At 70.2% G+C, this 23,735-nt stretch carries 21 protein-coding genes; 8 read left to right on the forward strand and 13 right to left on the reverse strand.

Going from position 1 to position 23,735, the window contains the following annotated elements:
- Nucleotides 1-18: 18 nt before the first annotated feature.
- The 4 genes from HEP75_RS07585 to HEP75_RS07600 form a co-directional block, all read right to left on the reverse strand.
- Nucleotides 19-1,020, reverse strand: coding sequence for a xanthine dehydrogenase family protein subunit M (locus HEP75_RS07585; protein WP_185826012.1), 1,002 nt, complete (start codon nucleotides 1,018-1,020; stop codon nucleotides 19-21).
- Entirely contained in the window at nucleotides 1,007-1,840 is an 834-nt protein-coding gene (locus tag HEP75_RS07590; protein ID WP_185826013.1) for a 2Fe-2S iron-sulfur cluster-binding protein, read from the reverse strand. Before HEP75_RS07590 ends, HEP75_RS07585 begins: the two co-directional genes overlap by 14 nt.
- A gap of 318 nt (nucleotides 1,841-2,158) precedes the next feature.
- The gene (locus HEP75_RS07595; RefSeq protein ID WP_185826014.1) at nucleotides 2,159-4,567 is read right to left on the reverse strand and encodes a TonB-dependent receptor; all 2,409 of its coding nucleotides are present in this window, start codon (nucleotides 4,565-4,567) and stop codon (nucleotides 2,159-2,161) included.
- A gap of 453 nt (nucleotides 4,568-5,020) precedes the next feature.
- Nucleotides 5,021-7,084 carry a TonB-dependent receptor gene (locus HEP75_RS07600; RefSeq protein ID WP_185826528.1) on the reverse strand — a complete coding sequence of 688 codons (2,064 nt, stop codon included), beginning with the start codon at nucleotides 7,082-7,084 and terminating at the stop codon, nucleotides 5,021-5,023.
- Between the two features lie 168 nt (nucleotides 7,085-7,252).
- Between HEP75_RS07600 and HEP75_RS07605 the strand changes: the two genes are divergently transcribed.
- A complete protein-coding gene (locus tag HEP75_RS07605) occupies nucleotides 7,253-7,666 on the forward strand; it encodes a MerC domain-containing protein (protein WP_145707752.1) in 414 nt (137 codons plus the stop codon).
- A 110-nt stretch (nucleotides 7,667-7,776) separates the two neighbouring features.
- Nucleotides 7,777-7,962 (forward strand): 30S ribosomal protein THX, encoded by a 186-nt coding sequence (locus HEP75_RS07610; RefSeq protein WP_185815867.1) that lies wholly within the window; start codon nucleotides 7,777-7,779, stop codon nucleotides 7,960-7,962.
- Between the two features lie 192 nt (nucleotides 7,963-8,154).
- Here the strand turns inward: HEP75_RS07610 and HEP75_RS07615 are convergent, their stop codons facing one another.
- The 4 genes from HEP75_RS07615 to HEP75_RS07630 form a co-directional block, all read right to left on the reverse strand.
- Nucleotides 8,155-9,558, reverse strand: coding sequence for a chloride channel protein (locus HEP75_RS07615; RefSeq protein ID WP_185826015.1), 1,404 nt, complete (start codon nucleotides 9,556-9,558; stop codon nucleotides 8,155-8,157).
- A 332-nt stretch (nucleotides 9,559-9,890) separates the two neighbouring features.
- On the reverse strand, nucleotides 9,891-11,159 hold the full coding sequence (locus HEP75_RS07620) for an ectonucleotide pyrophosphatase/phosphodiesterase (protein WP_185826016.1): 1,269 nt from the start codon (nucleotides 11,157-11,159) through the stop codon (nucleotides 9,891-9,893).
- 643 nt (nucleotides 11,160-11,802) lie between these two features.
- Nucleotides 11,803-12,327 carry a methylated-DNA--[protein]-cysteine S-methyltransferase gene (locus tag HEP75_RS07625; protein WP_185826017.1) on the reverse strand — a complete coding sequence of 175 codons (525 nt, stop codon included), beginning with the start codon at nucleotides 12,325-12,327 and terminating at the stop codon, nucleotides 11,803-11,805.
- The gene (locus HEP75_RS07630) at nucleotides 12,320-13,795 is read right to left on the reverse strand and encodes an AlkA N-terminal domain-containing protein (protein ID WP_185826018.1); all 1,476 of its coding nucleotides are present in this window, start codon (nucleotides 13,793-13,795) and stop codon (nucleotides 12,320-12,322) included. The genes HEP75_RS07625 and HEP75_RS07630 overlap by 8 nt, the downstream gene beginning before the upstream one ends.
- Nucleotides 13,796-13,983: 188 nt before the next feature.
- Here HEP75_RS07630 and HEP75_RS07635 point away from each other — a divergent pair, with 188 nt between their 5' ends.
- On the forward strand, nucleotides 13,984-15,072 hold the full coding sequence (locus tag HEP75_RS07635) for a hypothetical protein (RefSeq protein ID WP_185826019.1): 1,089 nt from the start codon (nucleotides 13,984-13,986) through the stop codon (nucleotides 15,070-15,072).
- 222 nt (nucleotides 15,073-15,294) lie between these two features.
- On the opposite strand, the gene HEP75_RS07640 is transcribed toward HEP75_RS07635, so the two are convergent.
- Nucleotides 15,295-16,140, reverse strand: coding sequence for a hypothetical protein (locus HEP75_RS07640; RefSeq protein ID WP_221899314.1), 846 nt, complete (start codon nucleotides 16,138-16,140; stop codon nucleotides 15,295-15,297).
- A 412-nt stretch (nucleotides 16,141-16,552) separates the two neighbouring features.
- Here HEP75_RS07640 and HEP75_RS07645 point away from each other — a divergent pair, with 412 nt between their 5' ends.
- The 4 genes from HEP75_RS07645 to ubiM all read left to right on the forward strand — a co-directional run bounded on the left by HEP75_RS07645 (nucleotide 16,553) and on the right by ubiM (nucleotide 19,201).
- The gene (locus HEP75_RS07645) at nucleotides 16,553-16,813 is read left to right on the forward strand and encodes a hypothetical protein (RefSeq protein WP_185826021.1); all 261 of its coding nucleotides are present in this window, start codon (nucleotides 16,553-16,555) and stop codon (nucleotides 16,811-16,813) included.
- A gap of 74 nt (nucleotides 16,814-16,887) precedes the next feature.
- Entirely contained in the window at nucleotides 16,888-17,454 is a 567-nt protein-coding gene (locus HEP75_RS07650; RefSeq protein WP_255424027.1) for a DUF4019 domain-containing protein, read from the forward strand.
- Between the two features lie 43 nt (nucleotides 17,455-17,497).
- On the forward strand, nucleotides 17,498-17,893 hold the full coding sequence (locus HEP75_RS07655) for an MAPEG family protein (protein ID WP_185826022.1): 396 nt from the start codon (nucleotides 17,498-17,500) through the stop codon (nucleotides 17,891-17,893).
- Between the two features lie 120 nt (nucleotides 17,894-18,013).
- Nucleotides 18,014-19,201 carry a 5-demethoxyubiquinol-8 5-hydroxylase UbiM gene (gene ubiM, locus HEP75_RS07660; protein WP_185826023.1) on the forward strand — a complete coding sequence of 396 codons (1,188 nt, stop codon included), beginning with the start codon at nucleotides 18,014-18,016 and terminating at the stop codon, nucleotides 19,199-19,201.
- A gap of 380 nt (nucleotides 19,202-19,581) precedes the next feature.
- On the opposite strand, the gene HEP75_RS07665 is transcribed toward ubiM, so the two are convergent.
- From HEP75_RS07665 to HEP75_RS07680, 4 genes are all read right to left on the reverse strand, one after another.
- Complete coding sequence (locus tag HEP75_RS07665) at nucleotides 19,582-19,920, reverse strand: hypothetical protein (protein WP_185826024.1); 339 nt, start codon at nucleotides 19,918-19,920, stop codon at nucleotides 19,582-19,584.
- A 58-nt stretch (nucleotides 19,921-19,978) separates the two neighbouring features.
- The gene (locus HEP75_RS07670; RefSeq protein ID WP_185815878.1) at nucleotides 19,979-20,200 is read right to left on the reverse strand and encodes an RNA-binding S4 domain-containing protein; all 222 of its coding nucleotides are present in this window, start codon (nucleotides 20,198-20,200) and stop codon (nucleotides 19,979-19,981) included.
- Nucleotides 20,201-20,323: 123 nt separating this feature from the next.
- Nucleotides 20,324-20,983: a serine/threonine protein kinase gene (locus tag HEP75_RS07675; RefSeq protein WP_185826025.1), complete on the reverse strand. Its 660-nt coding sequence runs from the start codon at nucleotides 20,981-20,983 to the stop codon at nucleotides 20,324-20,326.
- Nucleotides 20,984-21,006: 23 nt separating this feature from the next.
- Nucleotides 21,007-21,513: a sigma-70 family RNA polymerase sigma factor gene (locus tag HEP75_RS07680; RefSeq protein ID WP_185826026.1), complete on the reverse strand. Its 507-nt coding sequence runs from the start codon at nucleotides 21,511-21,513 to the stop codon at nucleotides 21,007-21,009.
- A gap of 159 nt (nucleotides 21,514-21,672) precedes the next feature.
- Here HEP75_RS07680 and HEP75_RS07685 point away from each other — a divergent pair, with 159 nt between their 5' ends.
- Complete coding sequence (locus tag HEP75_RS07685; RefSeq protein ID WP_185826027.1) at nucleotides 21,673-23,685, forward strand: DEAD/DEAH box helicase; 2,013 nt, start codon at nucleotides 21,673-21,675, stop codon at nucleotides 23,683-23,685.
- Nucleotides 23,686-23,735: the final 50 nt, after the last annotated feature.

Here is a 23,735-nt window from a genome sequence, read left to right on the forward strand (position 1 = left end):
GGTTCTCCGGTTCGGTGCTCACGCGGCGTCGCTGCCGCTGGCGCGGTGCAGGGCGCGGATCATCGCGTGCGTGCCCATCGGCACCTTGTAGGCGTTGTGCGCCAGCGGGCGCGCGGCGGCCATCTCCGCCTGCGCGGCGGCGGCGAAGGCGGCTTCGCCGACGCGCTGCCCGACCAGCGCGCGTTCGGCGGCGTGCGCGCGCCACGGCTTGTGCGCCACCCCGCCCATCGCGATGCGCGCCTCGCGGATGCGCCCGTCCGGCTCCAGCGCCAGCGCCGCGGCCACCGAGATCAGCGCGAACGCGTAGCTGGCGCGGTCGCGCACCTTCAGGTAGTGGCTGTGCGCGGCGAAGCGTTGCGCCGGCAGGACGATCGACTCGATCAGTTCGCCGTGCGCCAGCTGGTTGTCCAGGTCGGCACGGGCGTCGGGCAGCAGGTGGAACTCGGCGAAGGGAATCTCGCGGCGGGTGCCTGCCGGCGTGCGCACCTGCACCGTCGCATCCAGCGCAGCCAGGGCCACGCACATGTCCGACGGATGCACCGCCACGCAGTGTTCGCTGTGGCCGAAGATCGCATGGGTGCGATTGAGCCCCTCGCGCGCGCCGCAGCCGCTGCCGGGCTCGCGCTTGTTGCAGGGCAGGGCGGTGTCGTAGAAATAGCCGCAACGGGTGCGCTGCAGCAGGTTGCCGCCGTTGGTCGCCATGTTGCGCAACTGCATCGTCGCCCCGGCCAGGATCGCCTGGCTCAGCAGCGGATAGCGCTGGCGCACCAGCGGATGGTTGGCGGTGTGGGTGTTGTTGGCCAGCGCGCCCAGGCGCAGGCCGCCGTCGGCGGTTTCGGTAATCTCGGCCAGGCCCTTGAGCCGGGTCAGGTCGACGATTTCGTCGGCGCCGGTCACCCCTTCCTTCATCAGGTCGAGCAGGTTGGTGCCGCCGCCGAGGAAGCGCGCGTTCGGATTGGCGGCGACACGGCGTACCGCGTCTTCCGGCGAGCTGGCGCGCCGGTAATCAAACGGCGTCATCGGCCACCTCCTTCGCCAGCTTCAGTGCGGTCAGTTCGGACTGGTCGACGTAGCGCCAGGTCAGCGGGCGTGGCGCGCCGCCGCTGTGCACGTCCTGGATCGCGGCGACGATCTTCGGATAGGCGCCGCAGCGGCAGATATTGCCGCTCATGCGTTCGCGCACTTCGGCGTCGCTGAGCTCGGTGACTGGCTGGCTGACGTCGGCGCTGACATGGCTGGCGTCGCCGCGCTTGATCTCGTTGAGCAGCGCCACCGCCGAGCAGATCTGCCCGGGCGTGCAATAGCCGCACTGGAAACCGTCGTGCTGCACGAACGCGGCCTGCATCGGATGCAGCCGTTCGCCGTCGGCCAGGCCTTCGATGGTGGTGATCTGCGCGTCTTCGGCCTGCGCCGCCAGGGTCAGGCAAGACAGGCGCCGCTCGCCGTCGACGATCACCGTGCAGGCGCCGCACTGGCCGTGGTCGCAGCCCTTCTTGGTGCCGGTCAGCGCCAGGTGTTCGCGCAGTGCGTCCAGCAGCGTGGTGCGCGGGTCCAACTGCAAGGCGTGGCGCTGGCCGTTGACCTGCAGCACCACCGGCATCGCGTTCTGCGGCGGGGCGGCACTGGGGGCCGGTGCGGCGAAAGCGGCGTCGCTGAAGACGATCTGCCCGCCGGCGCTGCCCAGGCCGGCGGCCGACAGCAGGGCGAGGAATTCGCGCCGCGATAGGCCGCTGATCCCGAGCCGGCGCGCGAGCGCGGCCTCGTCGTCGCTCAGCCCGACATCGTGCGGGAGTTCGGTGGCGCCGGGCGCGGCCTGGGATGGGTGGGGATCGTGCTGCATCGGTCTCTCCTGCCTGGGGACCGCCGCATCGCTGCGCGCTGGCGCAACAACGGATGCACGGTTCGACCTGGGTAGCGGTGCCGCCATCGTGGCACCGGCGCACGGGCGCGCTGGCACGCCCAAACCCGAGCATTGCAGCGGCGTCGCGAAGAGATTGCGAAGGGCGGGTGGTGGGGTGGTGATGCGCGGCGTAGCCGCGGGCGGTATTTTGCGTTTCTGTAGGAGCGGCTTCAGCCGCGACAGGCGTTACCGATAGATCCTGTCGCGGCTGAAACCGCCCCTACAACGGCGGGGCGATCGCAAATTTCTGCGCAGGCGCTACCAGCGATACGCCACCGACACCTGATACTGGCGGCCGGCGATCGGGCGGCCCATGAACACGCCGCCGGTGGCCGCGCCGGGCACGCGCACGTTGCCTTCGGTCAGGCCGAGTTCGTCGGTCACGTTGCTGCCGCTGGCGGTGACCTCCCAGTGCTCGCCGGCATGCAGGCTGGCGCCGACGTCGAGCATGTCGTAGGACGGCAGGCGCTGGCTGTTGGCCAGGTCGGCGTAGCGCTCGCCGATGTAGGAGTAGGTGGCGAATACGCGCAGGTCGCCGAACGGCAGCATCCAGTAATAGCTCGGGGTCAGCCGGAACTGGCGCTTGGGCTGGCGCATCACCTGGTTGCCGGTGAACTCGCGGTAGTTGCGGTACTTGGCGTCCAGCCACACCCCGGTGCCGGCCAGTTCGAAGCCGCCGAACGGACGGATCGCGCCTTCCACTTCCAGGCCGTAGGCGCGCGAATCGCCGACCGTGGTGAAGTTGCTGCCGTCGGCCAGGAACGCCTGGAACGGCGAGTTCTTGAAGGTGTTGTAGAACGCAGTCAGGTACAGGTCGTAGGCGGCCGCACCGGACTTCAAGCCCAGTTCGTACTGGTCGATGTCCTGCACCTTGGTCTGCCCGTCGCGCAGGTTGTCGAAGCCCGGGAACTTGACCCCGGAATTGACCCGTGCGAACAGGCTGTTGTACTCATCGAGCTTGAAGTTCAGGCCCGCGGTCCACGACAGCGCGTTGTCGTCCTGGTCGATGCGGCGCGCGCTCGGCAGCGAGATCGAGGTGGCGTTGTCGTACAGCGTGGCCGGATCGCCGTCCAGGTCCACGGTGGCGGTGTCGTGCACGGTGCCGGTGACGCGCTGGCGCTCGTAGCGCGCGCCCAGGTCCAGGCGCAGGCGTTCGTCCAGTTCCCATTCGTCGGCGACGAACACTGCAGTGTTCTCGCCGTCGTAGTGCGCGCGCAGGGCGAAGAAGGCGGTGCTGGTGAAGCCGTCGCGGGTCGGCTGGCGGCCGTCGTCCAGGCTGACGTCGATGCGCCGCGCGTGGTTCTGCGCGGTCAGCAGCATGGTGTTGCCCAGATACCAGGTGTCGTTGGAGGAATACTTGGCGTAGTAGCTGCCCACCGTGAGCGTATTGCCGGCGAACAGTTCGCGGCTCAGACGCAGATCGTTGGTGAAGGAATTCAGGCGCTTGTCCACCGACCACCAGCCGGCTTCCAGCACCTGCTGGTTCGGATCGACCGCGCCGCCGCCGTTGCTGTAGCTGGCGCTGCCGGTGCTGCCGTAGCCGGCGATGAAATCGCCCAGGCGCTGCGGCGCATCGCCGGTGAACAGCGCGTAGGTCGGCGCGGTACCGCCCATCACGCTGAAGCGGTCGGCGAGGGTCCAGTCGCCGAGTTGCCAGTTGAGTTCGCCGCCGAACACGTCGATGTTGACCCCGCGGCCGTCGGCCAGGTCGCGCTGCACGGTCTCGCCGTTCGGGCCGACCGGCAGGCTGACGTTGCGGAAGTCGTTGCTGAGCAGGGTGCCGGTCTGCGCGTTCAGGCCGGGGAAGCTGGACAGGTCGCTGCCGTTGTTGCGCGACAGCAGCGGGATCGCGGTGTAGAAGGCGTTGTTGTCGTCGGTGTGGCGCGCGTAGAAGGTCAGGTCGCCGTTGTCCCAGCGCTTGCTCAGGGTGGCGCTGAACTGGCCGCCCTTGTCGGCGGAGAACTGCGGGTCGCGCACGCCGTCGGTCTCGCGGAAGAAGCCGCCGATGCTGTAGTACCAGCCATTGCCCATCGGCCCGCTGTTGAACAGGTCGATGCGGCGCAGATTGTCGCTGCCGCCGGTCAGGCGCACGCTGCCGGCCGGCTCGTCCTGGCCCTGCTTCTGGATGAAGTTGGCGGTGATGCCGGCCTGGCCGTTGGAGAAGATCGGGCTGGAGCCACCGCGCAGCACTTCCAGGCGCTCGACGGTGTCGTCGGTGCGGAACAGCGTGGAGTTTTCCAGGAACGACAGCGTCGGCGGCGGGAACAGCGGCGAGCCGTCGAGCTGGAAGGTGACGAACGGCGCATCGCCTTCGGAGGGCATGCCGCGTACGAAGATGTTGGCGCCGGTGCCGCCGCCGCTGGGCTCGGCCCACACGCCTGGCACGATCTTCAGCAGGTCGGCGCTGCTCTGCGGCACCGCCTGCTGGATCTGTTCGGGCGTGGCGGTGGTGATCGAGAAACTGGCGTCGCGCTTGCGCAGGCCCTTGAAGCGCGCGGTGCCGCTGACCACCACGGTATCCAGGGTGGTGGCGTCGGATTGCGCGGCGGGTGCGGCGGATTGGACGGCCTCGTCGGGGGCAGCGGCGGTCTGCGCCAACGCGGTCGGCGCGAGCAGGATGGCGGCGATGGACAGCGGCAGCAGGCGGAGCGGCAGGGCGGCTTTCATGAAGAATCTCTCCTTTCTTCATCCGAAAACGATGCGCCGGTACGCATAGCGGCCCACGCGTGCAGTGCGCGTCAAAGCAGGGCCGGCCGGCACAGCGCGATGCAGGGGACAGCGCGCGGCGCTCTTTGTAACGCCGTTGCGCGGGCAGGCCGTTGTGCAGCGCGGAAGATGCGCCGTTTGCGTGACCGGTTGCGCAGGCCGGTCGCCAGCGCTGCGTGTCGTGCGGCGTGCCGTGCGCAGCGTGACGCTGCGTTGTGGGAGCGACGTTAGCTGGCCGTGCGCTCTAGATCACGACGTACTTTCCTTGCCGCTGGCACATGGCAGCCGATCGCTGCACCGCGCAGTGGCTGCATGCTTTCGCTGCAAGCGTGCCTATCGATCGGGTCTTCCTGCGCCGTCAAAAAAAAGGCCGCCCGAAGGCGGCCTCCACTGACGCTCGGGAGGGGAGCCGCGTCAGAAGAACAGGCGCACGCCGAACGAGGCGTTGCGGCCGGGCAGCATCACGTCGTCCTTCAGGAACGAGGTGTGCACGCGCGCGTCCTGGTCGGTCAGGTTGTTGCCGTCCAGGAACACTTCCCAGGCGGTGGCGCCGGCATCGACGTGGTAGGCCAGGTGCGCATCGACCAGCGTGTAGCCGTCGGTCGGGGTCTCGTTGACCGCCACCTTGTCCTGCTTCTGGTAGCGGGTGGCGCCGAGCGAGGCGCGCCAGTTGCTGGCGTCCCAGCGCAGCTGCGCGCCGTAGCGTGCCGGGGCGATGCGCGGCAGGTTGCCGCCGTCCTTCAGCCGCGCGCGCACGGTGTCGCCGAACACGCGCAGGTCCCAGGCGCCGCTGTCGTTGTCGGCCAGGTGGAAGGTGGCTTCGCCCTCGAAACCATGGAAGATCGCGTCGGCCTGGGTCCACTGGCGGATCGGCAGGAAGTCGTTGTCTTCCTCATGGAACCACTGCGCGCCGGTATCGACGATGTAGATGAAATCGTCGTAGCGGTTGTAGTACGCCGCCACCTTGGCATCCACCCAGGTGTTCTTGAAGTTCAGTCCCAGCTCGGCCTGGTTGGCCTTCTCCGGCTTGAGGTCGGCGTCGCCGATCTCGTAGGCGAGGGTGGCGATGTGCGGGCCGTCGGCGAACAGTTCCTCCTCGGCCGGCGCGCGCTCGGCATGGTCGAGGTTGGCGGTCAGGCGCCACTGCTCGTTGAAGCGGAAGCCGCCGCTGAGCGAGAAGCTCTTCGGGGTGAAGTCGCGGTCCACGCCGGTGTCGGTTTCGTACTTGACCTTGTCCACGCGCGCGCCGATCTCGGCGGTGACGCGCTCCCAGTTGTTGCGGGCCACGGCGAACACGCCGATGGCGCGGGTGTCGGTCTTCGGCACGAACGCCTCTTCGCCGATCGCCTGGAAGGTGGAATCGCTGCCCTGCACGCCGAACGCGGTCTGCCAGCCGCCGCCGAAGGTGAAGGACGCTTCGACGCGGCCTTCGTTGGCGCGCTTGTCGAATACCGTGCCCACTTCCTCGCCCTCGAACTCGGTGTGGGTGTAGGCGGTGTGGCCGAAGCTGTAGCGCAGCGCGCTGCCGTCGCCCCAAGGATCGGTCAGCCCGCCCTTGAGCTCGTAGCGGTCCTGGTGCATGCGCAGCGACACGCCGCGCTCGCCGGCGGCCAGATCGCCGGGTTCGCCCGGGTTGCCGTAGTTGTCGCGGAAGCGCGAGGCCGACACGCCGACGAAGCCCCAGTCGCCGGCCAGCGAGGCGCCGACCGAGCCGGTCTTGGTGTCCAGGAAGGAATTGGCTTGGCGGCCCTGCGGCGTGTCGTAGTCCTTCTGGTTGCGGTACACGCCGTCGGCATGGATCGACAGGCCGCTGCCGTTGCCGGCATCGACCCGGAACATGTCGGTGTTGCCGTCCTTGTCGCCGCCGTCGAAGCGCACTTCGGCGCGGCCGTGCACGCCGTCCACCGGGGTTTCGGCGATGCGCCCGTCGACCACGTTGACCACGCCGCCGATCGCGCCGGAACCGTACAGCAGCGTGGACGGACCCTTCAGCACTTCGATCTGGTCGGCCAGGAACGATTCCACGGCCGGCGAGTGGTCCTGGCTGACGGTGGACACGTCCTGGGTGGACAGGCCGTCGCTGAGCACCGCCACGCGCGGGCCGTCCAGGCCGCGGATGATCGGCCGGCCCACGCCGGGGCCGAAGTTGGAACTCTGCACGCCGGGCAGGCTGGCCACGGTCTCGCCGACGCTGGCGCCGCGGTTCTCGTCCAGGCGCTCGCCGGCCAGCACGTCCACCGGTTGGCTCAGGTCGCCGGCGGCATCGCGCAGCGGGCTGGCGGTGACCACCACCGCGTCCATGTCCTTCACGTGGCGGTCCTGCTTGCGGCCGTCGGCATGGCGGCTGTCGCTGGCCGGCGGCGTGGCGTCGGCGGCGGGTGCATCGGCGGCCAGGGCCAGGGCAGGGCTGAACAGGCCGCCCAGCGCCAGGGACAGGGCGGTGCGATGGAGCGAGCGGGAACGCGAGGAGGAGGACATAGACATACCGAATGGGAGGAAAAAAGGCGCCGCCAGGCGAGCGCGGGCGCTCGCGTTTGCCGCGTTGAGGCGGCGACAGGCATGGCATGGGGGGCGTGGCGACCCCCTGGTCGCCGGCCCGGTAATGTTATATTATTCTATAACGCAATCACCACTGTGCTGGAAGTCATGTCGCCTACCTCCGATCTGCGCGCACTGCTCGACCGCCTCGGCGCCACCGGTTCGCTGCTGTGCGCGGTGCATTGCGCGCTGCTGCCGCTGGCGCTGGCCGTGTTGCCCTCGCTGGGCCTGTCGGTGTGGCTGGGCGACGGGGTGGAACGCACGCTGGTGCTGTTCGTGACCTGCCTTGGCCTGTTCAGCCTGGTGCTCGGCTACCGCCGGCATCGCGCCTGGCAGGCGCTGGGCCTGTTGCTGCTGGGCCTGCTGTCGTTGTGGGCCGGCATGCTGGTGCCGGCGCTGCACCATGCGGTGGCGCCGCACGCGGCGATCATGACCTTCGGCGGCACCCTGGTCGGACTCGCGCACCTGCTCAACCTGCGGCTGAACCACGGTCACGTGCACGACGCCAGCTGCGCCCACTGAGCGCACGTGATAGGCTTGCCGCCCTTGCGCGAGGGCGCTGACCGCGTTGGCCTCGCCAAACCCGTGCACCGCGCGGGGATTTTCGCACACACATTCAGGAGTCGATGAGCATGGGTAAGGGTGACCGCAAGACCGCCAAGGGCAAGCGCTACAACGCCAGCTATGGCAATTCGCGCTCGCACAGCGTGAGCAAGGTGGCCGTGGGCGCCGCGTCGCCGGTCGCCAAGAAGTCGGTGGTCAAGACCCCGGCGGCGAAGAAGGCAGTGGCCAAGAAGACGGTCGCCAAGGCCGGCTGAGCCTCGGCTCCAGCGGTACGAAAGAACGCGGCGCTTGCGCCGCGTTTTTTTTGCCTTGAAAAAAACGTCGCAGCCCCGCAGCCCCGCAGGGTGCAGCTTAAGCCCCTCTCCCCCCGGCGACCGAAGGAAGTCCCCGTGGGAGAGAGGGGTTGGGGTGAGGGTCCGGCGCGAAGCGACTCGCGGAGTCGGCGCTCAGCGCGGCGGATCGTCCTCGCCGCTGTCGCCGGCCAGGTCGGCGGCCAGCGAGGTCGGTTCGGGTTCGGGTTCGGGTTCGGCGACGCTAGGCACCGGCAGCAACTGTTCCGCCAGCCCGCGATAGATCGGCGTGCGGCACACCAGCGCCGAGGCGCCGCGCGCGATCAGAACGGTGGCCAGGATCGGCAGCAGCATGTCGCTGCTGTCGGTCAGTTCCAGCGAGATCACCGCCGAGGTCAGCGGCGCCTGAGTGACCCCGGTCAGGTAGGCGCACATGCCGAGCAACACGAAGGTGCGCGGATCCACGTCCGGCATCAGCACCGCCAGGTTGTGGCCGACGCCGGCGCCGACCGCCAGCGCCGGCGAGAACAGGCCGCCGGGGATGCCGGCCACGTACGACACCAGGTTCGCCAGCAGCTTCATCAGCCCGAACTCGTGGCCGACGCTGGCGTGGCCCTGCACCAGGCTGCGCGCCTGCTCGTAGCCGGTGCCGAACGCCCCGTTGCCGAAGATCAGGCCCAGCGCGACCAGGGCCAGGCCGCAGGCCGCGGCCAGCAGCACCGGATGGCGGCCGCGCAGCGCGCCCAGCCAGCGCGGCTTGCCGGCGACAGTGGCCAGCACCATGCGGCTGAACGCGCCGCCGAGCAGGCCGGCGACCACCCCGCACAGCACGATCGCCAGCCACGCCCGGCCCAGCGGCAGCGCCGCGGACACCTTGCCGAAGTAGGTGTAGTTGCCGAGCAGGCCCAGCGAGATCACGCCGCCGACGATCACCGCGGTCAGCAAGGTGCCGGAGAAACGGTGTTCGAAACGGCCGCTGAGTTCCTCGATCGCGAACACCACGCCGGCCAGCGGCGTATTGAACGCCGCGGCGATGCCGGCGGCGCCGCCGGCGAGCAGGAAATGCGAGGCCTGGCGCGGATCGCGGAAACCGAACCAGCGCCCGAGCACGTACATCAGGCTGGCGCCGACGTGCACGGTCGGGCCTTCGCGCCCGACCGAGGCGCCGCCGAGCAAGGCCAGCGTGGTCAGCAGCAGCTTGCCGGCGGACACGCGCAGCGACAGGTTGGTTTGCCGGAACGCGTCGTCCGGCTGCTCCAGCGCGGCGATGACCTGCGGAATGCCGCTGCCGCGGGTGGGCCGCAACACGCCGTTGGTCAGCCAGGCGAGCAGCGCGAACACGCTCGGCGTGAGCAGCAGCGCCCACCACGGCGAGTGCGCGATGATGCGCTGGAACAGATGGAAGGCGGCGTCGCTGGCCTTGGCGAACACGATCGCGACCAGCGCCACCGCGACCGCGCCGCCCCACAGCACCGCGCGCTGTTTCCAGCTCTCGTGCGAGAGCAACGGGCGTAGGCGATGGCGCATGCGCGGCGGCGGCACGGGATCGGGCGACTGCATGCGGGGATTGTCGCATGCGCGCCATCGCGTGGGCTTGTCGCCTCGTCCACACATTCATGCCTGGCGCGGTGTGTGGCGCTGCACAGCTGGGCAGATCGCCGCGCCGAACGCGGGCGGTTGCGACGGGTATCTGCAGTCGGCACCGTGGTCCAGCAGTGACGCGTGCCATCGGTCGCGACACGCTTCACCGGCAGGCGGTGGCATGGCCGCAACGCGATCGCGCCGCCGCGGTACGCGGCGATGCGGCAACCGATGACCAGGCGCTGCAGGCGGGCAAGGCCGCGCCCGGCTAGCGGCGCTTCAAGGCGCGGCGCGACGTGGCGCCGCGGCGCTCAGCGCAATGCCGGCAGCAGCGCCTGCGGATCGCCGTCGTTGGGTGCGGCAGGAATTCCCAGCAGCCGGGTCAGCAGCGGATACACATCGACATTGTCGAACGGCGCAAGCGTGGCGCCCTGGCGGAACGCCGGGCCGCGCGCGATGAACACCGCACGCATCGACGGCAGCGCCGGATCGTAGCCGTGCGAGCCGCGCAGGCCGGTCTGCGGCTTCTCCGCGGCGCGCTCGGCCGGCAGCGCGTCCCAGCCTTCGTGCATCTGGCACACGATCGGCGGGATGCGCGAATTGCTGCCGTAGTGCCAGCGCGCCGGCAGCTCGGCCTTGCGCCAGCAGTCGTACTGCGGATGCGCGCCGAGCAGCTTGGCTTCGACCCTGGCCTCCTGGCCGGGCCGCGGCGCGATGCCGACCGACTGGCCGTAGCTGACCACCTCGGCCTCTTGCATCGACACCATGTCCTCGACGATGACCACCTGCTGCGCCGGCACCGTCGCCATGCCGTGGTCGGAGACCACGATCAGGTTGGTGCGATCCAGTTGCCCGCGCCGGGCCAGCCCGTCGAGCAGGCGGCCGATCGCCGCGTCGACCTGTTCGATCGCGCGCGCGTACTGCGCCGATTGCGGGCCGAAGTCGTGGCCGGCCTCGTCGACCTGCTCGAAATACAGGGTCAGCAGCTGCGGATGCGGCGCGCTGCGATCGTCCAGCCAGCCCAGTACTTGGTCGACCCGCGCGTTCGGCGCGACGTCTTTGTCGAAAGCCTGGCGGCGGCTGGGGCGCACGCCCTGGATCGCCGCTTCGCTGCCCGGCCAGGCCCAGCTCGCCGTGGGCAGGCCGGCCTTCTCGGCGCCGACCCAGATCGGTTCGCCGCCCCACCAGCGGCCGTCGCCGACCGCGTCGCGGTCGCTGACCCGGAACGTGCCCAGCAGCGGGTCGTTCATGCTGTTGTGGACGATGCCGTGGTGGTCCGGACGCAGCCCGGTGACCAGGGTGTAGTGGTTGGGAAAGGTCAGCGACGGATACGACGGGGTCATCCATCGCGCGCGTACGCCCTCGCGCGCCAGCCGGCTCAGGTTCGGCGCGATGCCGCGATCGAGCATGTCCGCGCGCAGCGCGTCGATCGAGATCAGCAGCAGCAACGGTCGCTGCGCCTGACTGGACGCGGCCTGCGGCGCGGTGGCCTTGGCAGTGGGAGAAGAGGGGGCGGAGGCGCAAGCGCCGAGCAGCAGCGCCGCGCAGGCGCTTGCCAGTCGTAGGGCGATGGAAGTCATCGGCGCATGATAAGACGCGTCCGGTGACCTGGCGAAGACATCGTCGTGCCGCGCACGCACGATGGCCGACGCACTCCGGGTACAGCGATGTACAGCGATGCGTTTCGACGATGCCAGCGGCAGCGTGCTGCGAAACGAAAAGCATGCACCCGCGCAGCCGCCAGCCGCAACAGCCCCTCTCCCATCGGGAGAGGGGTTGGGGTGAGGGTACGGCGCGAAGCGACTCGCTGAGTTTGGGTGCACGAGGCTGCGCCCGTACCCTCATCCGCCCCTATGGGGCACCTTCTCCCGATGGGAGAAGGAACAGCCGTAGCCCCTCTCCCACCGGGAGAGGGGTTGGGGTGAGGGTCCGGCGCGAAGCGTCTCGCTGAGTTCGGGTGCAGGAGGCTTCGCCCGTACCCTCATCCGCCCCTTCGGGGCACCTTCTCCCGAGGGGAGAAGGGAGTTGCCGTAGCCCCTCTCCCCCCGGGAGAGGGGTTGGGGTGAGGGTATGGCGCGAAGCGACTCGCTGAGTTTGGGTGCACGAGGCTGCGCTCGTACCCTCATCCGCCCCTTCGGGGCACCTTCTCCCGATGGGAGAAGGGAGCTCTGTCGGGCACCTCACTGCCGTCATTCGCCCGTCGGGGCGCAAGCGCACTGCAACTCAGTCGAACAACGACGCCATCCCGCCGTCCGCCTCGACGGCCCCGCGCCGCTCCAGCGCCAGCAGCGCGGCCTTGGTCGGCAGGCCGCCGCCGAAGCCGGTCAGGGTGCCGTTGGCGCCGATCACGCGATGGCAGGGCAGCACGATCGGCAGCGGATTGCGGCCGTTGGCGGCGCCGACCGCGCGCACCGCACGCGGCTGCTCGATGTGCCGCGCCAGCTGTGCGTAGCTCCAGGTCGCGCCGAATGGAATCTGCGCCAGCGCCTGCCACACGCGGCACTGGAAGGTGGTGCCGCGCGGCGCGAGCGGCAGGTCGAAGCGGGTGCGTTCGCCAGCGAAATAAGCCAGCAACTGCTCGCGCGCCTCGCGTACCGGCGCCGCGTCGCGGATCCAGTCGGCGCGGCCGCGCGCGTCGTAGCGGTTCTCCGGGAACAGGATGTGACGCACGCCGTCGTCGCCGACGGCCACGGTCAGTTCGCCGATCGGGGTGGCGAAGGCGTCGTAGTACAGGCGTTGCTCAGTCATGGGGAGTCTCCTCGGATGGGTCGCCGGCCAGATGCCACAGGTGCAGCACGGCATAGGCGCGCCATGGCCGCCAGGCCTGCGCGCGGGCGTCGGTGGCGCGTTCGCTCATGCGCGCGCCGTCGGCGCCGAGCATGCGTTGCAGGACCAGGTCGCCGGCCGGGAACGCATCGGGCTGGCCGAGCGCGCGCAGCGCGATGTAGTGCGCGGTCCAGGCACCGATGCCGGGCAGGGCGGTGGCGCGTTCGACGAACTCGGACAGGCGCTGGCCGGCGCGGAACTGCAGGCGTCCGTCCACCACCGCTGCGGCCAGCGCGCGGATCGTGGCGGCGCGCGAGCGCGGCAGGCCGATCGCCTCCAGCGGCGCGTCCAGCAGCTCCTGCGGCGCCGGGAACGCGCGGTCCAGGCCGGGCGGCTGGCCCGATCGATACGCGCCATGATGCTCGACCAGACGCGCGGCCAGGGTCGCCGCGCCGGCCACGCTGACCTGCTGGCCGAGCACCGCGCGCACCGCCACTTCGAAGCCGTCCCAGCCGCCGGGCACGCGCAGTCCCGGGCGCCGCGCGATCGCGCGCGCCAGCAGCGGCTCGGCGCCGAGCGTGGCGTGCACCGCGCGCAGGTCGGCATCCAGGTCGAAGATGCGGCGCACCCGCCGCACGATGTCGGGGATCGCGCGCGGATCGGCCGCGGCGATCCGCAGGCGCAATTCGTGGCGCTGCGGATCGGCCTCGACGCGGATCCTGGTGGAGGCGTCGAGCGGACCGAGCACGCGCTCGTAGCTGGCCTCGCCGATGCGCTCGATGCCGGGGATCGCGCGCTTGCGCAGGAACGCCAGCATCGCCGCGAAATCCAGCGGCGGGCGGTAGCCCAGGCGCAGCAGCAGGTCGCCGCCGGGCACCTCGGCGCGCTGTTTGCGGATCGCCGACGGCGGCATGCCGCAGCCTTCAAGGAATGCGGTGTTGAAGCGGCGCAGGCTGTTGAAACCGGCCGCCAACGCCACCTGGGTGATCGGCAGCGCGGTCTCGGTCAGCAATTGCTTGGCCAGCAGCAGGCGCCGCGTCGCATGCACCGCCGCCGGGGTGGCGCCGAGCTGGGCCACGAACACGCGCTGCAACTGGCGCGCACTGAGTCCGACCTCGGCGGCGAGCCGTTCGACGCTGGCGTCCTGCAGCGCGCCCTCGGCGATCAGCGCCAGCGCGCGCTGCACCGACTCCTCGCCCAGGTGCTGTTGCGCTTCCGGCGACAGTTCCGGCCGGCAGCGCAGGCACGGGCGGTAGCCGGCCGCGGCCGCGGCGGCGGCGCTGGGGTAGTAGCGCACGTTGCTGCGCTTGGGCGGCGGCGCCGGGCACACCGGCCGGCAGTAGATGCCGGTGCTGCGCACGGCAGTGAAGAACACCCCGTCGAAGCGCGCATCGCGGGACTGGCGGGCGCGGTCGTAGAGGTCGTGGTCGTCGAGCGTGATGTGCGGCATGGGGCCAGTCTAGTCCGCGCCGCCGCGCCCGACTCGCCGTTTTCGGACATGGATGCAGCGGCCCCGGCGTGGTCCACGAGACGTCCTTGTGGTGGGATGCCGGCGGTTTAGGCGCAGTTGGGAACCGAATGCGTATCGGCACTAGACTAGCGACGCGCATTTCGAAAGCGCCGTCTCTTCCTTCGCGGATGTCCTGCTTGCCTCTTCCGTCAAAAATCTGGTGGCTGTCGTTGTGCTGCGTCGGCCTGTTGTCGTGCCAGCAGGGCGCGCCATCCGCCGGCAGGACCGTGGCCGACAGCCCGCCCGGCGACGGCGAGCACATGGTGTCGGTCGGGACGCCGCCGCCCGCGCCGACGCCGGCGCCGCGGCCTGCCACCACGCCCAAACCCGATGCCGACGTCTGGGAGCAGGCGGCGCTGGAGAACGGCGAGGCCTTCGTCAGCTGCGACACCGACTACGCGGCCGACGCCGGCGACGGCGAGGCGCTGGCCGGGCTGGATCGGCCGACCATCGAGGCGGCGCTGGCGCCATGCCGCGAGCGCGGCCTGCTGCGGGTGCGCTACGAAGGCAAGATCAACGCCGGTTTCGCCGAGATGGTGCGGCGCCTGGCCGAGGTCGCCGCGCACGCCGGCATCGGCAAGCGCGTGCTGGACCTGGATTCCAGCGGCGGCCAGGTCGAGGCGGCGATCCGCGCCGGCGATGCGATCGGCGAGTCCGGCTGGACCATCTGGGTGCGCGAGGGCTCGATCTGCCACAGCGCCTGCGTGTTCGTGCTCGCCGCTGGCGACAACCGGCTGATCTCCGGCAAGGTCGGCATCCACCGCATGATGCGGATCAGTTCCACCGCGACCTCGCGCGCCGAGCTCAATCGCGAACTGCAGGAGGTCTACGGCAACGTCAAGGACTACCTGGAGCGCAACGGCGTGGCGGTGGCGGTGGCCGACCTGATGATGACCGTGCCCAATCGCAGCCTGCGCCTGCTCAGCAACGACGAACTCAAGCAGTACGGGCTGGACGGGACCAACGCGGTGCAGGACGATCTGGAGCGGATCAAGCAGTTGCGCAAGTGCGGCGACGATTTCGTGCGGCGCAAGGACGCGTTCCTGATCGCGTTCGACCACGAGTGCAAGGCCAAGGGCGTGGACCTGGAGTCGCTGACCGCCTGCGGGCAGGCGCTGAAGCAGCGCTTCGGCTTTCCCGACCAGGCCTGCCCGGCGGAGAGCCCGCTGTCGGAAATCGACGTGGCCACGCTGCCGCTGGCCTCGCCGGGCGCCTAGCTGCGATCGCTCGGCAGCTTGTTCAGCCAGGGCATGCCTGGACGGGCGTGCGGTGCGGAGCCTATCCCGCCTGCGCGTGGAAGCGGCGGCGGATCCAATCGGCGTGCGCGTCCTGACGGCCTGCACGTGGCGGTAGTGGTAGGCCGAAGATGCATGCCGCGGTCGGCATGGAATCGCGCCAGGTGCTGCCGTAGCTCCGCTCGTCCGGTTCAAGCCTGCCGCTTACGCAACAGCCTTCGGCCCGTGAGCCGCATGCACCAGCGCACACACCCCGAGCAGATAGGGCATCAGCCAGGGGATCGCGGGGATGCCGACGATCATGCCGGGCATGGTGAACCAACCGTCGGACAAGTCGGGATACTGGAGGCCGCGCACCATCAGCGCAACGACGGCGAGAGCGGCCACCGACGCGATGATTCCCGCCCATGCGGGCCGAAGCCAGCCCTGCCGTGCGAACGACAGTGCATAGAGCGCAGTGGAAACATACGTCATCAATCCTGCGAAGAAGAGCAGGACGTCCGCGGCATTGCCGAGCGGCGTGCCGTACAGCGGCAGATAGGCTGCGGGTTTATGCGCTTCGGACATTGTCCAGCCGATCATCAGCGCAGCCCAGACGAGTTGAATGAGTGCGGCAAACAGGCCGCTTGCCTGTCCCAGCGGCGCAAGCAGGCGATCGCCTGCAGCGTCGGCCAACGGCTCTTTGAGCAGGAACAGACCCGCACCAAGAACCGCAGCCGAGACAAAAAGAATGACGAACCGGACATGGTTCATTGCGAGATTCGAAGCGAACGGCGGACCGTAGCCCGGCATCAGCGTCAGTAGAGCCCAGGGCAGTATCAACAAGGTGCCGACAAGCGCGATCCGACGCCTGTGTTCATCCCCAGAGCGCCACGTCCGCAACAGCAGCGGCGCTGCCGCGATGGCCATTACCAGGAGTTGGATGGCCGAAAGCGCAAGGGAGACCGGAATCGAATAGCGCGCGGGTTTTCCGAAAATGACGATAGCGGCGCACAGCGCCACAACCAGCACCGGGCCGCTCCAGCCGTTGCGTTTCGTCGTGATGGACATCGGCAATCCTCTACTGGCAACGCGGCACGCGGCACGCGGCACGCGGCACGCGGCGATCGCCGCCATGCTGCATTTTGGAAATGTCGGCTTTCTCCCAGATCACCCCTGAGCGCTGTCGGACCGCTTGCCACTGCGGCCCGGCCATTCCCATGTATGGGTTCACGGCCTCGCGCCACTCTGGCACAAATGGGTTGGCGCGGGTATCCACGGCGCATCCACGCCGTGGATAGTGGCGGGGGCGGGCGGCATGGCGTGCCGAGGAGCGCCTGGCGGATCACCGGCAGGCTGGATTGCGGGGCGGCCCCGGGTTTCGGCTCGCCCGGGCCAGCCTTCCGTTGCGCCGGCCGGGCTTTCACGTCGCCGGCACCGCGCTGACGCTAGCGTCCGGGCCAATTCCCTGGAGGCGCCTGGCATGTCGGTCGGATCGAAGATGATGATGCGGCTGTACCTGCCCCCGGCCTTGCTGGTGGTGGGCGGTTTCCTGGCGGCGGAGCTGCTGCTGCATTTCGCCAGCGGCAGGTATGCGCAGGTGCTGGCGCGCACCGCTTCGCTGCTGAGCCTGGCGGCCTTGCTCGGGGGCACGGTGTGGGCGCTGTGGGCGAGCTGGCGCGCCTGGCATCGGCAGCGCTATGCGGTGCCGGTGAGCGCGGCCGCGCCGGGCGAGGAGCCGTGAGCGTCGCTGCGCAGGCGCACGTGGCCGGCGTAGACTGCGGCCCCCGCCGTCACCGCGCTGCCTGAGCGATGCCCATGCCGTTGTCACTTCGTCTGTTCCCCGCGCTGCTGGGCGCTGCCGTGTTCGCCGCAGCGGCGCAGACCGCACCGACGCAGAGCGTCCCTGCGCAATCCGCGCCGGCCCAGCCCGCGGCGCAGCCAGCGACGCCCAAGCCCGCCGCCGCCAGACCCGCCGCGGCCAAGCATGCCGATCCTGCCGCGCCGGGCCCGCTGTCCAAGCAGGACGCGCAGATGGCGCAGGCCGGCCTGCGCGCCGCGCAGCTGGTCGATGCCGGACGCAGCGGCGAGCTGTGGGACGGCGCATCCGCGGTGGCCAAGAAGGCCGTCGCGCGCGATACGTTCGTGCGCCAGGTCGATGCCGGCCGCGCACGGCTCGGCGCGCTGCTCGGTCGCGGCGTGGCCAGCGTGGCACGGGTGCAGTACGCGGCGGGTTCGCAGGTGCCGCCGGGGGTCTACGTCAACGTCAGTTTCCCCAGCCGGTTCGCCAACGCGCCGCAGCCGGTGCGCGAGCTGGTTTCGCTGCGCCTGGACGAGGACAAGACCTGGCGCCTGGTCGGTTATCACGTCGGACCGCCGAACTGACGCGCATGCGCGCGTCGCTCCCTAGTTTTCGCAACCGACCGAGGTGTCGATGAGTATCGAAATCCGCATGCTGGCCTGGGCGATCCTGCTCGGGATCGTGCAACTGCTGCTGGCCGCAGCGTTCGTCACCGCACAGCGCGGCCTGAAGTGGAATGCTGGCGCGCGCGACGCGCAGCTGCCGCCGCCCGCCGGCGTGGCCGGGCGCCTGGACCGCGCGCTGCGCAATTTCCTGGAGACCTTTCCGTTCTTTGCCGCCGCGGCGCTGGCGGTGGTGGCGATGGGCAAGGGCAGTGCGCATACCGCGCTGGCGGCGCAGCTGTATTTCTGGGCGCGGCTGGCCTATGTGCCGTTGTACGCGGCGGGCGTGCCTTACTTGCGCAGCCTGGTCTGGGCGGTGTCGCTGTGGTCGATCCTGCAACTGGTGTGGGCGCTGTTCTGAGGCTGCGCGCGTGGCGTTCGAAGCACGACGCTGCGACCGTTTGCCGCAGCGCTGATCCAGATCAATGCCGCGCGCCGCGGCGGGTTTATGCTGGCTGCGTCTGAGACAGGAAACGCAGCAATGCACGTGGATATCGCCATTGTCGGTGCCGGCCCCGCGGGCCTGTGTTTCGCCCGGTCGCTGGCCGGTAGCGGCCTGTCGCTGGCGCTGATCGAACCGCAGCCGCGCACCGCGCTGGCCGAGGCCGCGTTCGACGGCCGCGAGATCGCGCTGACCCACGCCTCGCGCACGCTGCTGGAGCAGCTGGACCTGTGGTCGCGGATCGATCCGGCCGCGATCGCGCCGCTGCGCGATGCGCGGGTAATGAACGGCTCCTCGCCGTTCGCGCTGACCTTTGCCGCCAGCCAGGACCGCCGCGGCGACCTGGGCTGGCTGGTGCCCAACCACCTGATCCGCCGTGCCGCGTTCGCCGCGGTGCAGGCGCAGCCGGGCCTGACTCTTCTCGACGGCGTCTCGGTGCAGGCGCTGCGCAGCGACGACAGCCAGGCGCAGCTGAGCCTGTCCAATGGCCAGGCGCTGACTGCGCGCCTGGTGGTGGCGGCCGACAGCCGTTTCTCGACCACCCGGCGCATGCTCGGCATCGGCGCGCAGATGCGCGATTTCGGCCGCAGCATGCTGGTGTGCCGGGTCAGCCACGAGCGCCCACACCACCAAACAGCCTGGGAGTGGTTCGGCTACGGCCAGACCCTGGCGCTGCTGCCGCTGCACGGTAACCAGGCCTCGGCGGTGCTGACCCTGCCGCCGGATCGCGCGCAGGCGCTGCTGGACATGGACGAGGCGGCACTCGGCGCGGAGATCAGCGCCCGCTTCGAGCACCGGCTCGGCGCGATGACGCCGATCGTGCGGCCGCAGGCGTATCCGCTGGTTGCGGTGTACGCGCAACGCTTCGTCGGCAAGCGCTATGCGCTGATCGGCGACGCGGCGGTGGGCATGCATCCGGTGACCGCGCACGGCTTCAATTTCGGCCTGCAGAGCCAGGCGCGGTTGGCGCGCGCGCTGCACGCGGCCGCGGCGCAGGGCCGCGACATCGCCGCGCCTGGCTTGCTGGCCGGCTACGAGCGCGGCCACCGCCTGGCCACGCGCCCGCTGTACGAGGCGACCAACGCGATCGCCGCGCTGTACACCGACGACCGATTGCCGGCGCGCGCGCTGCGCAACGCGGCCTTGCGCGTGGCCGACAAGGTGGCGCCGTTCAAGCGCGCGATCGCCGCGCACCTGACCCAGCGTGCTGCGGTGGGTGCGCGCTGAGGCGTGGATGCGCGCGGGATGCTGGGAGACATAGCCGTTGCTCGGCGAGCTACGGCGACAGCCGCGCCGCCAAGCCAGTGCCACCGCGCAACGCTTCTTTCGCCTGCCTGCATGCACCCTGTAGGAGCGGCTTCAGCCGCGACAGGGCGTTACCAGAAAGTTCCGGTCGCGGCTGAAGCCGCTCCTACAAAAAGCTGGCGCCAGCTGTAGTGATGACATGGCCTATGGATCGGCACGCGGATGCTGGCTGCCCTATTCGCTTGGCGAAGTAATTGTGGGAGCGACTTCAGTCGCGACGGGCTCTACCGGGAAGACCCGTCGCGACTGAAGTCGCTCCCACAAAATGCAATCGCCCGAATGAAGGCAAGAAAAAAACCGCGCTAGCGCCGCGGCGTGCGGGCGAGGCGGCGAGCGTCCGCCTCGGCGATGAGGTGGGCGAGGGCGGCTTGCGTGTCGCCGCCGCGCTGCGCCGCTTCGATCGGTGCGATGGCCCAGGCGCAGTCGGCGTGGCGCAGGTGCAGGCGCCAGTCGCCGGCCCAGGCATCCAGCTCGTCCAGCCCCAGGAAGATCGCGCCGCCACGGTCGGCATGCCCGCCATGGATGGATTGCGCCAGGCACAGCGGCCGCGCTGCGGCCGGATCGATCAGCACTTCGTACACGTCATGCAGCGGATCGTCCGCCGACGGCGCGATGTTGCGCATGCCGATGCTGGTCAGCATGGCGCGGCTGCCGCGTCGTACCGCCGGGGAAGCGACGCGCAGGGCGCGCCGGCCACGCTCATGCCTTGCCGATCACCCGGATCTGCACGTCGTCCAGTTCGACCACCTGGCCCGCGCGGACCTTGCAGGCCTTGCGCACTTCCACTTCGCCGTCCACGCGCACCTGGCCTTCGCTGATCACGGTCTTGGCCGCGCCGCCGCTGTCGCACACGCCGGTCAGTTTCAGCAGGTGCTTGAGTTCGACATAGTCGCTTTCTAACTGGAGATCGATGGTCTGCATTGGGGGACGCTGTTCGGAAATCGGCGCCCATTGTCGGTCATTCGCGAAGGAAACGCTCGGACTTCGCGCTGCGCACGCCGTGCCGTACATCTTCGCGTGCATCGCAACGCAGCGGCTGCGCACTCAGTCGTGCCGAAAACGCTCCACCTCGTCGAGCAGGCCGCTGGCCCTGCGCAGGCTCGCTCCGCCCAGGCCGTCGTCGACGATGCGCCGCAGCCGCGGCTGCCCGGGATCGCGCGAACGGCGATACAGCCATGCGCTGCCGGCAAGCCCCGCCAGCCCGGCGCCGAGCCCGATCCATACCACGGCCTGCGCCCGTGCCAGCAGGTCGATGCCGGCGAGCGCGGCCAGCACCATCAGCACCGGCACCCACAGCAGCCACCACGACAGCCCGCAGACCACGCCGCTGCCGACGTACCAGCGCCGGGTGCGCGCGATCCGCTGCTGGATCTCCAGCACCGGTGCGCTGTAGTCGACCTGCAGCAGCCGGCCCAGGACGATGCCGGCCAGCGCCACGGTGGCCACGCCATAGGCATGCACCGCCACGCCGGCGGCGATCAGGTACGCCGGCAGCGCGCCGCCGCGGCTCCACAGCAGGCCGGCCAGGGCGATGCAGCACAGGCCGAACGGCAACTGCAGCAGCTGGCCCCACAGCAGCGGGCGCAGGCTGCGCTGCACGCGCTGCAGGTTGTGCTGCAGCAGCTGCTGCGCGTGCAGGCGGTCGTGGCGTTGCAGGCGCTGGTCCAGCGCCTGCCAGGCGTGTTTCAGTTCGTCGGGATGCATGTCGAATGTCCTGTGTGGGAGTTTCAGAGTTCGTCGCGGAGGCGTTGCTTGAGGCGGCCGATCTTGGTGGAGACATTGCTTTCGCCGATGCCCAGGATCTCGGCGATCTCGCGCTGCGGGCGGTCGTCCAGGTACAGCAGTGCCAGCGCCCGTTCCAGCGCCGGCAACTGCGCGATGAAGCGGTAAAGGGCCTGTACCTGGCGCTCGCGCTCCGGGTCGGCGGCGTGCGGATCGGCTAGGTCCAGGTCCTCCAGCGGCAGGGTCTGCCGATGCGCCCGGCTGCGCCCGCGCAGGTCGCCGATCGCCACATTCAGCGCGATCCGGTACAGCCAGGTGGAGAACGGCCGCTGCCGGTCGTAGCGGGGGAAGGCCCGCCAGGCCTGCGCGGCGATCTCCTGGATCAGGTCGGCACGGTCGTCCGTATCCCGGCAATAGCTGCCGGCCACTTTCGCGGCGATGCCGCGGTGCGCCTGGAACAGCGTGGCGAAGTCGGTTGGGGCCGGTGCGGCAGGGGTGGGGGTGTCGGGCATTGGGCGGGTCGCGGAAGGGTCTGCAAGGTGGTTCGCGGCAGGCAGGGGTTTCTCACGCCTGAACGGCATCGTTCACCCGGTTTAGACATGCGGCCCGGCAAGGCGCACAATGCACTTCTTTGCGCCTGCCGGTTCTCTGCGGCGCCTCCGGAGTCTCCCATGTCCCAAGATATCCCCGCGCCGCTGCTGTTCGCAGATCTCGGCCTCTCGCCTGCTGTGATGAAAGCCGTCGCCGATGTCGGCTACGAGTCGCCGTCGCCGATCCAGGCCGCCACCATTCCCGCGCTGCTGACCGGCCGCGACCTGCTCGGCCAGGCCCAGACCGGCACCGGCAAGACCGCCGCGTTCGCGCTGCCGATCCTGTCGCGGCTGGACTTCAACCAGCGCAAGCCGCAGGCGCTGGTGCTGGCGCCGACCCGCGAGCTGGCGATCCAGGTCGCCGAGGCGTTCCATCGCTACGCCGGCGCGATCCCCGGCTTCCAGGTGCTGCCGGTGTACGGCGGCCAGCCCTACGTGCAGCAGCTGTCGGCGCTCAAGCGCGGCGTGCACGTGGTGGTGGGCACCCCGGGGCGGGTCATCGACCACCTGGAGCGCGGCACCCTGGATCTGTCGGAGCTGAAGACGCTGGTGCTCGACGAGGCCGACGAGATGCTGCGCATGGGCTTCATCGACGACGTCGAGGCGGTGCTGAAGAAGCTGCCGGCCTCGCGCCAGGTGGCGCTGTTCTCGGCGACCATGCCGACCGCGATCAAGCGCATCGCGCAGACCTATCTGAACGATCCGGCCGAAGTCATCATCGCCTCCAAGACCACCACGTCGGCGAATGTCCGCCAGCGTTACTGGGCGGTCAGCGGCTTGCACAAGCTCGATGCGCTGACCCGCATCCTGGAAGTGGAGCCGTTCGACGCGATGATCGTGTTCGCGCGCACCAAGGCCGCCACCGACGAGCTGGCGCAGAAGCTGCAGGCGCGCGGCCTGGCCGCCGCGGCGATCAACGGCGACATCCAGCAGTCGCAGCGCGAGCGGGTGATCCAGCAGCTCAAGGACGGCAAGCTCGACATCCTGGTCGCCACCGACGTGGCCGCGCGCGGCCTGGACGTGGAGCGGATCAGCCACGTGCTGAACTACGACATCCCGTACGACACCGAAAGCTACGTGCACCGCATCGGCCGCACCGGCCGCGCCGGCCGCAGCGGCGAGGCGATCCTGTTCGTCAGCCCGCGCGAGAAGGGCATGCTGCGCGCGATCGAGCGCGCCACCCGGCAGCCGATCGAAGAGATGCAGTTGCCGAGCGTGGACGCGGTCAACGACCAGCGCGTGACCCGCTTCATGGAAAAGATCAGCGAGACCATCGCCAGCGGCGGCATCGACACCTACCGCGACCTGCTGCAGCGTTTCGAGACCGAGAAGAACGTGCCGATGGTCGAAGTGGCCGCGGCGCTGGCGCGCCTGCTGCAGGGCGACACGCCGCTGCTGCTGGCGCCGGAGCGCGCGCGTCCGCCGCAGGGCGAGCGCTTCGAGCGGCCCACTGCCGAGCGCCGCGAGCGCGCCGACCGCGGCGAGCGCACGGAACGTCCCAAGTTCGAGCCCAAGTTCGACCGCGAAGCGCGCCCGCCGCGCCGCGACGAGGGCGAGCGCGCGCCGCCGCGTGCGCCGCGTCCCGCGCCGGCCGGGCACGGTCCCGACTACGACTACCAGCGCGACGTCGGCAGCTTCGAGGCCCCGCGCCGCGACAAGGCGCCCAAGGCGCCGCGCGGCGAGCCGGAAGTGGGCATGGAGACCTACCGCATCGAGGTCGGCCACCAGCACGGGGTCAAGCCGGCCAACATCGTCGGCGCGATCGCCAACGAGGCCGGCCTGGAGAGCAAGTACATCGGCCGCATCGACATCCACGACGACCATTCGGTGCTGGACCTGCCGGCGGACATGCCGCGCGAGCTGCTGACCCACCTGAAGAAGGTCTGGGTCTCGGGTCAGCAACTGCAGATGCGCAAGCTCGACGGCGACGCCGCCGCCGGCGCCAGCGCGCCGTTCAAGCCGAAGTTCGCGCGCGCCGCCGGCAAGCCCGGCGGCCGCCCGAACGCGGCCGGCCCGCGCCCGGCCGGCGCCGCCACCCGCATGGCCGACAAGGCCGGCGATCGCCCGCCGCGCAAGGGTCCGCCGAAGCGCTGAGGGGCCGGGATTGGGGATTCGGGAGTGGGGATTCGTCCCTGCTCCCGTGT

The sequence above is a fragment of the Xanthomonas sp. SI genome (assembly GCF_014236855.1).
In the GTDB taxonomy this organism is placed as follows: Bacteria; Pseudomonadota; Gammaproteobacteria; order Xanthomonadales; family Xanthomonadaceae; genus Xanthomonas_A.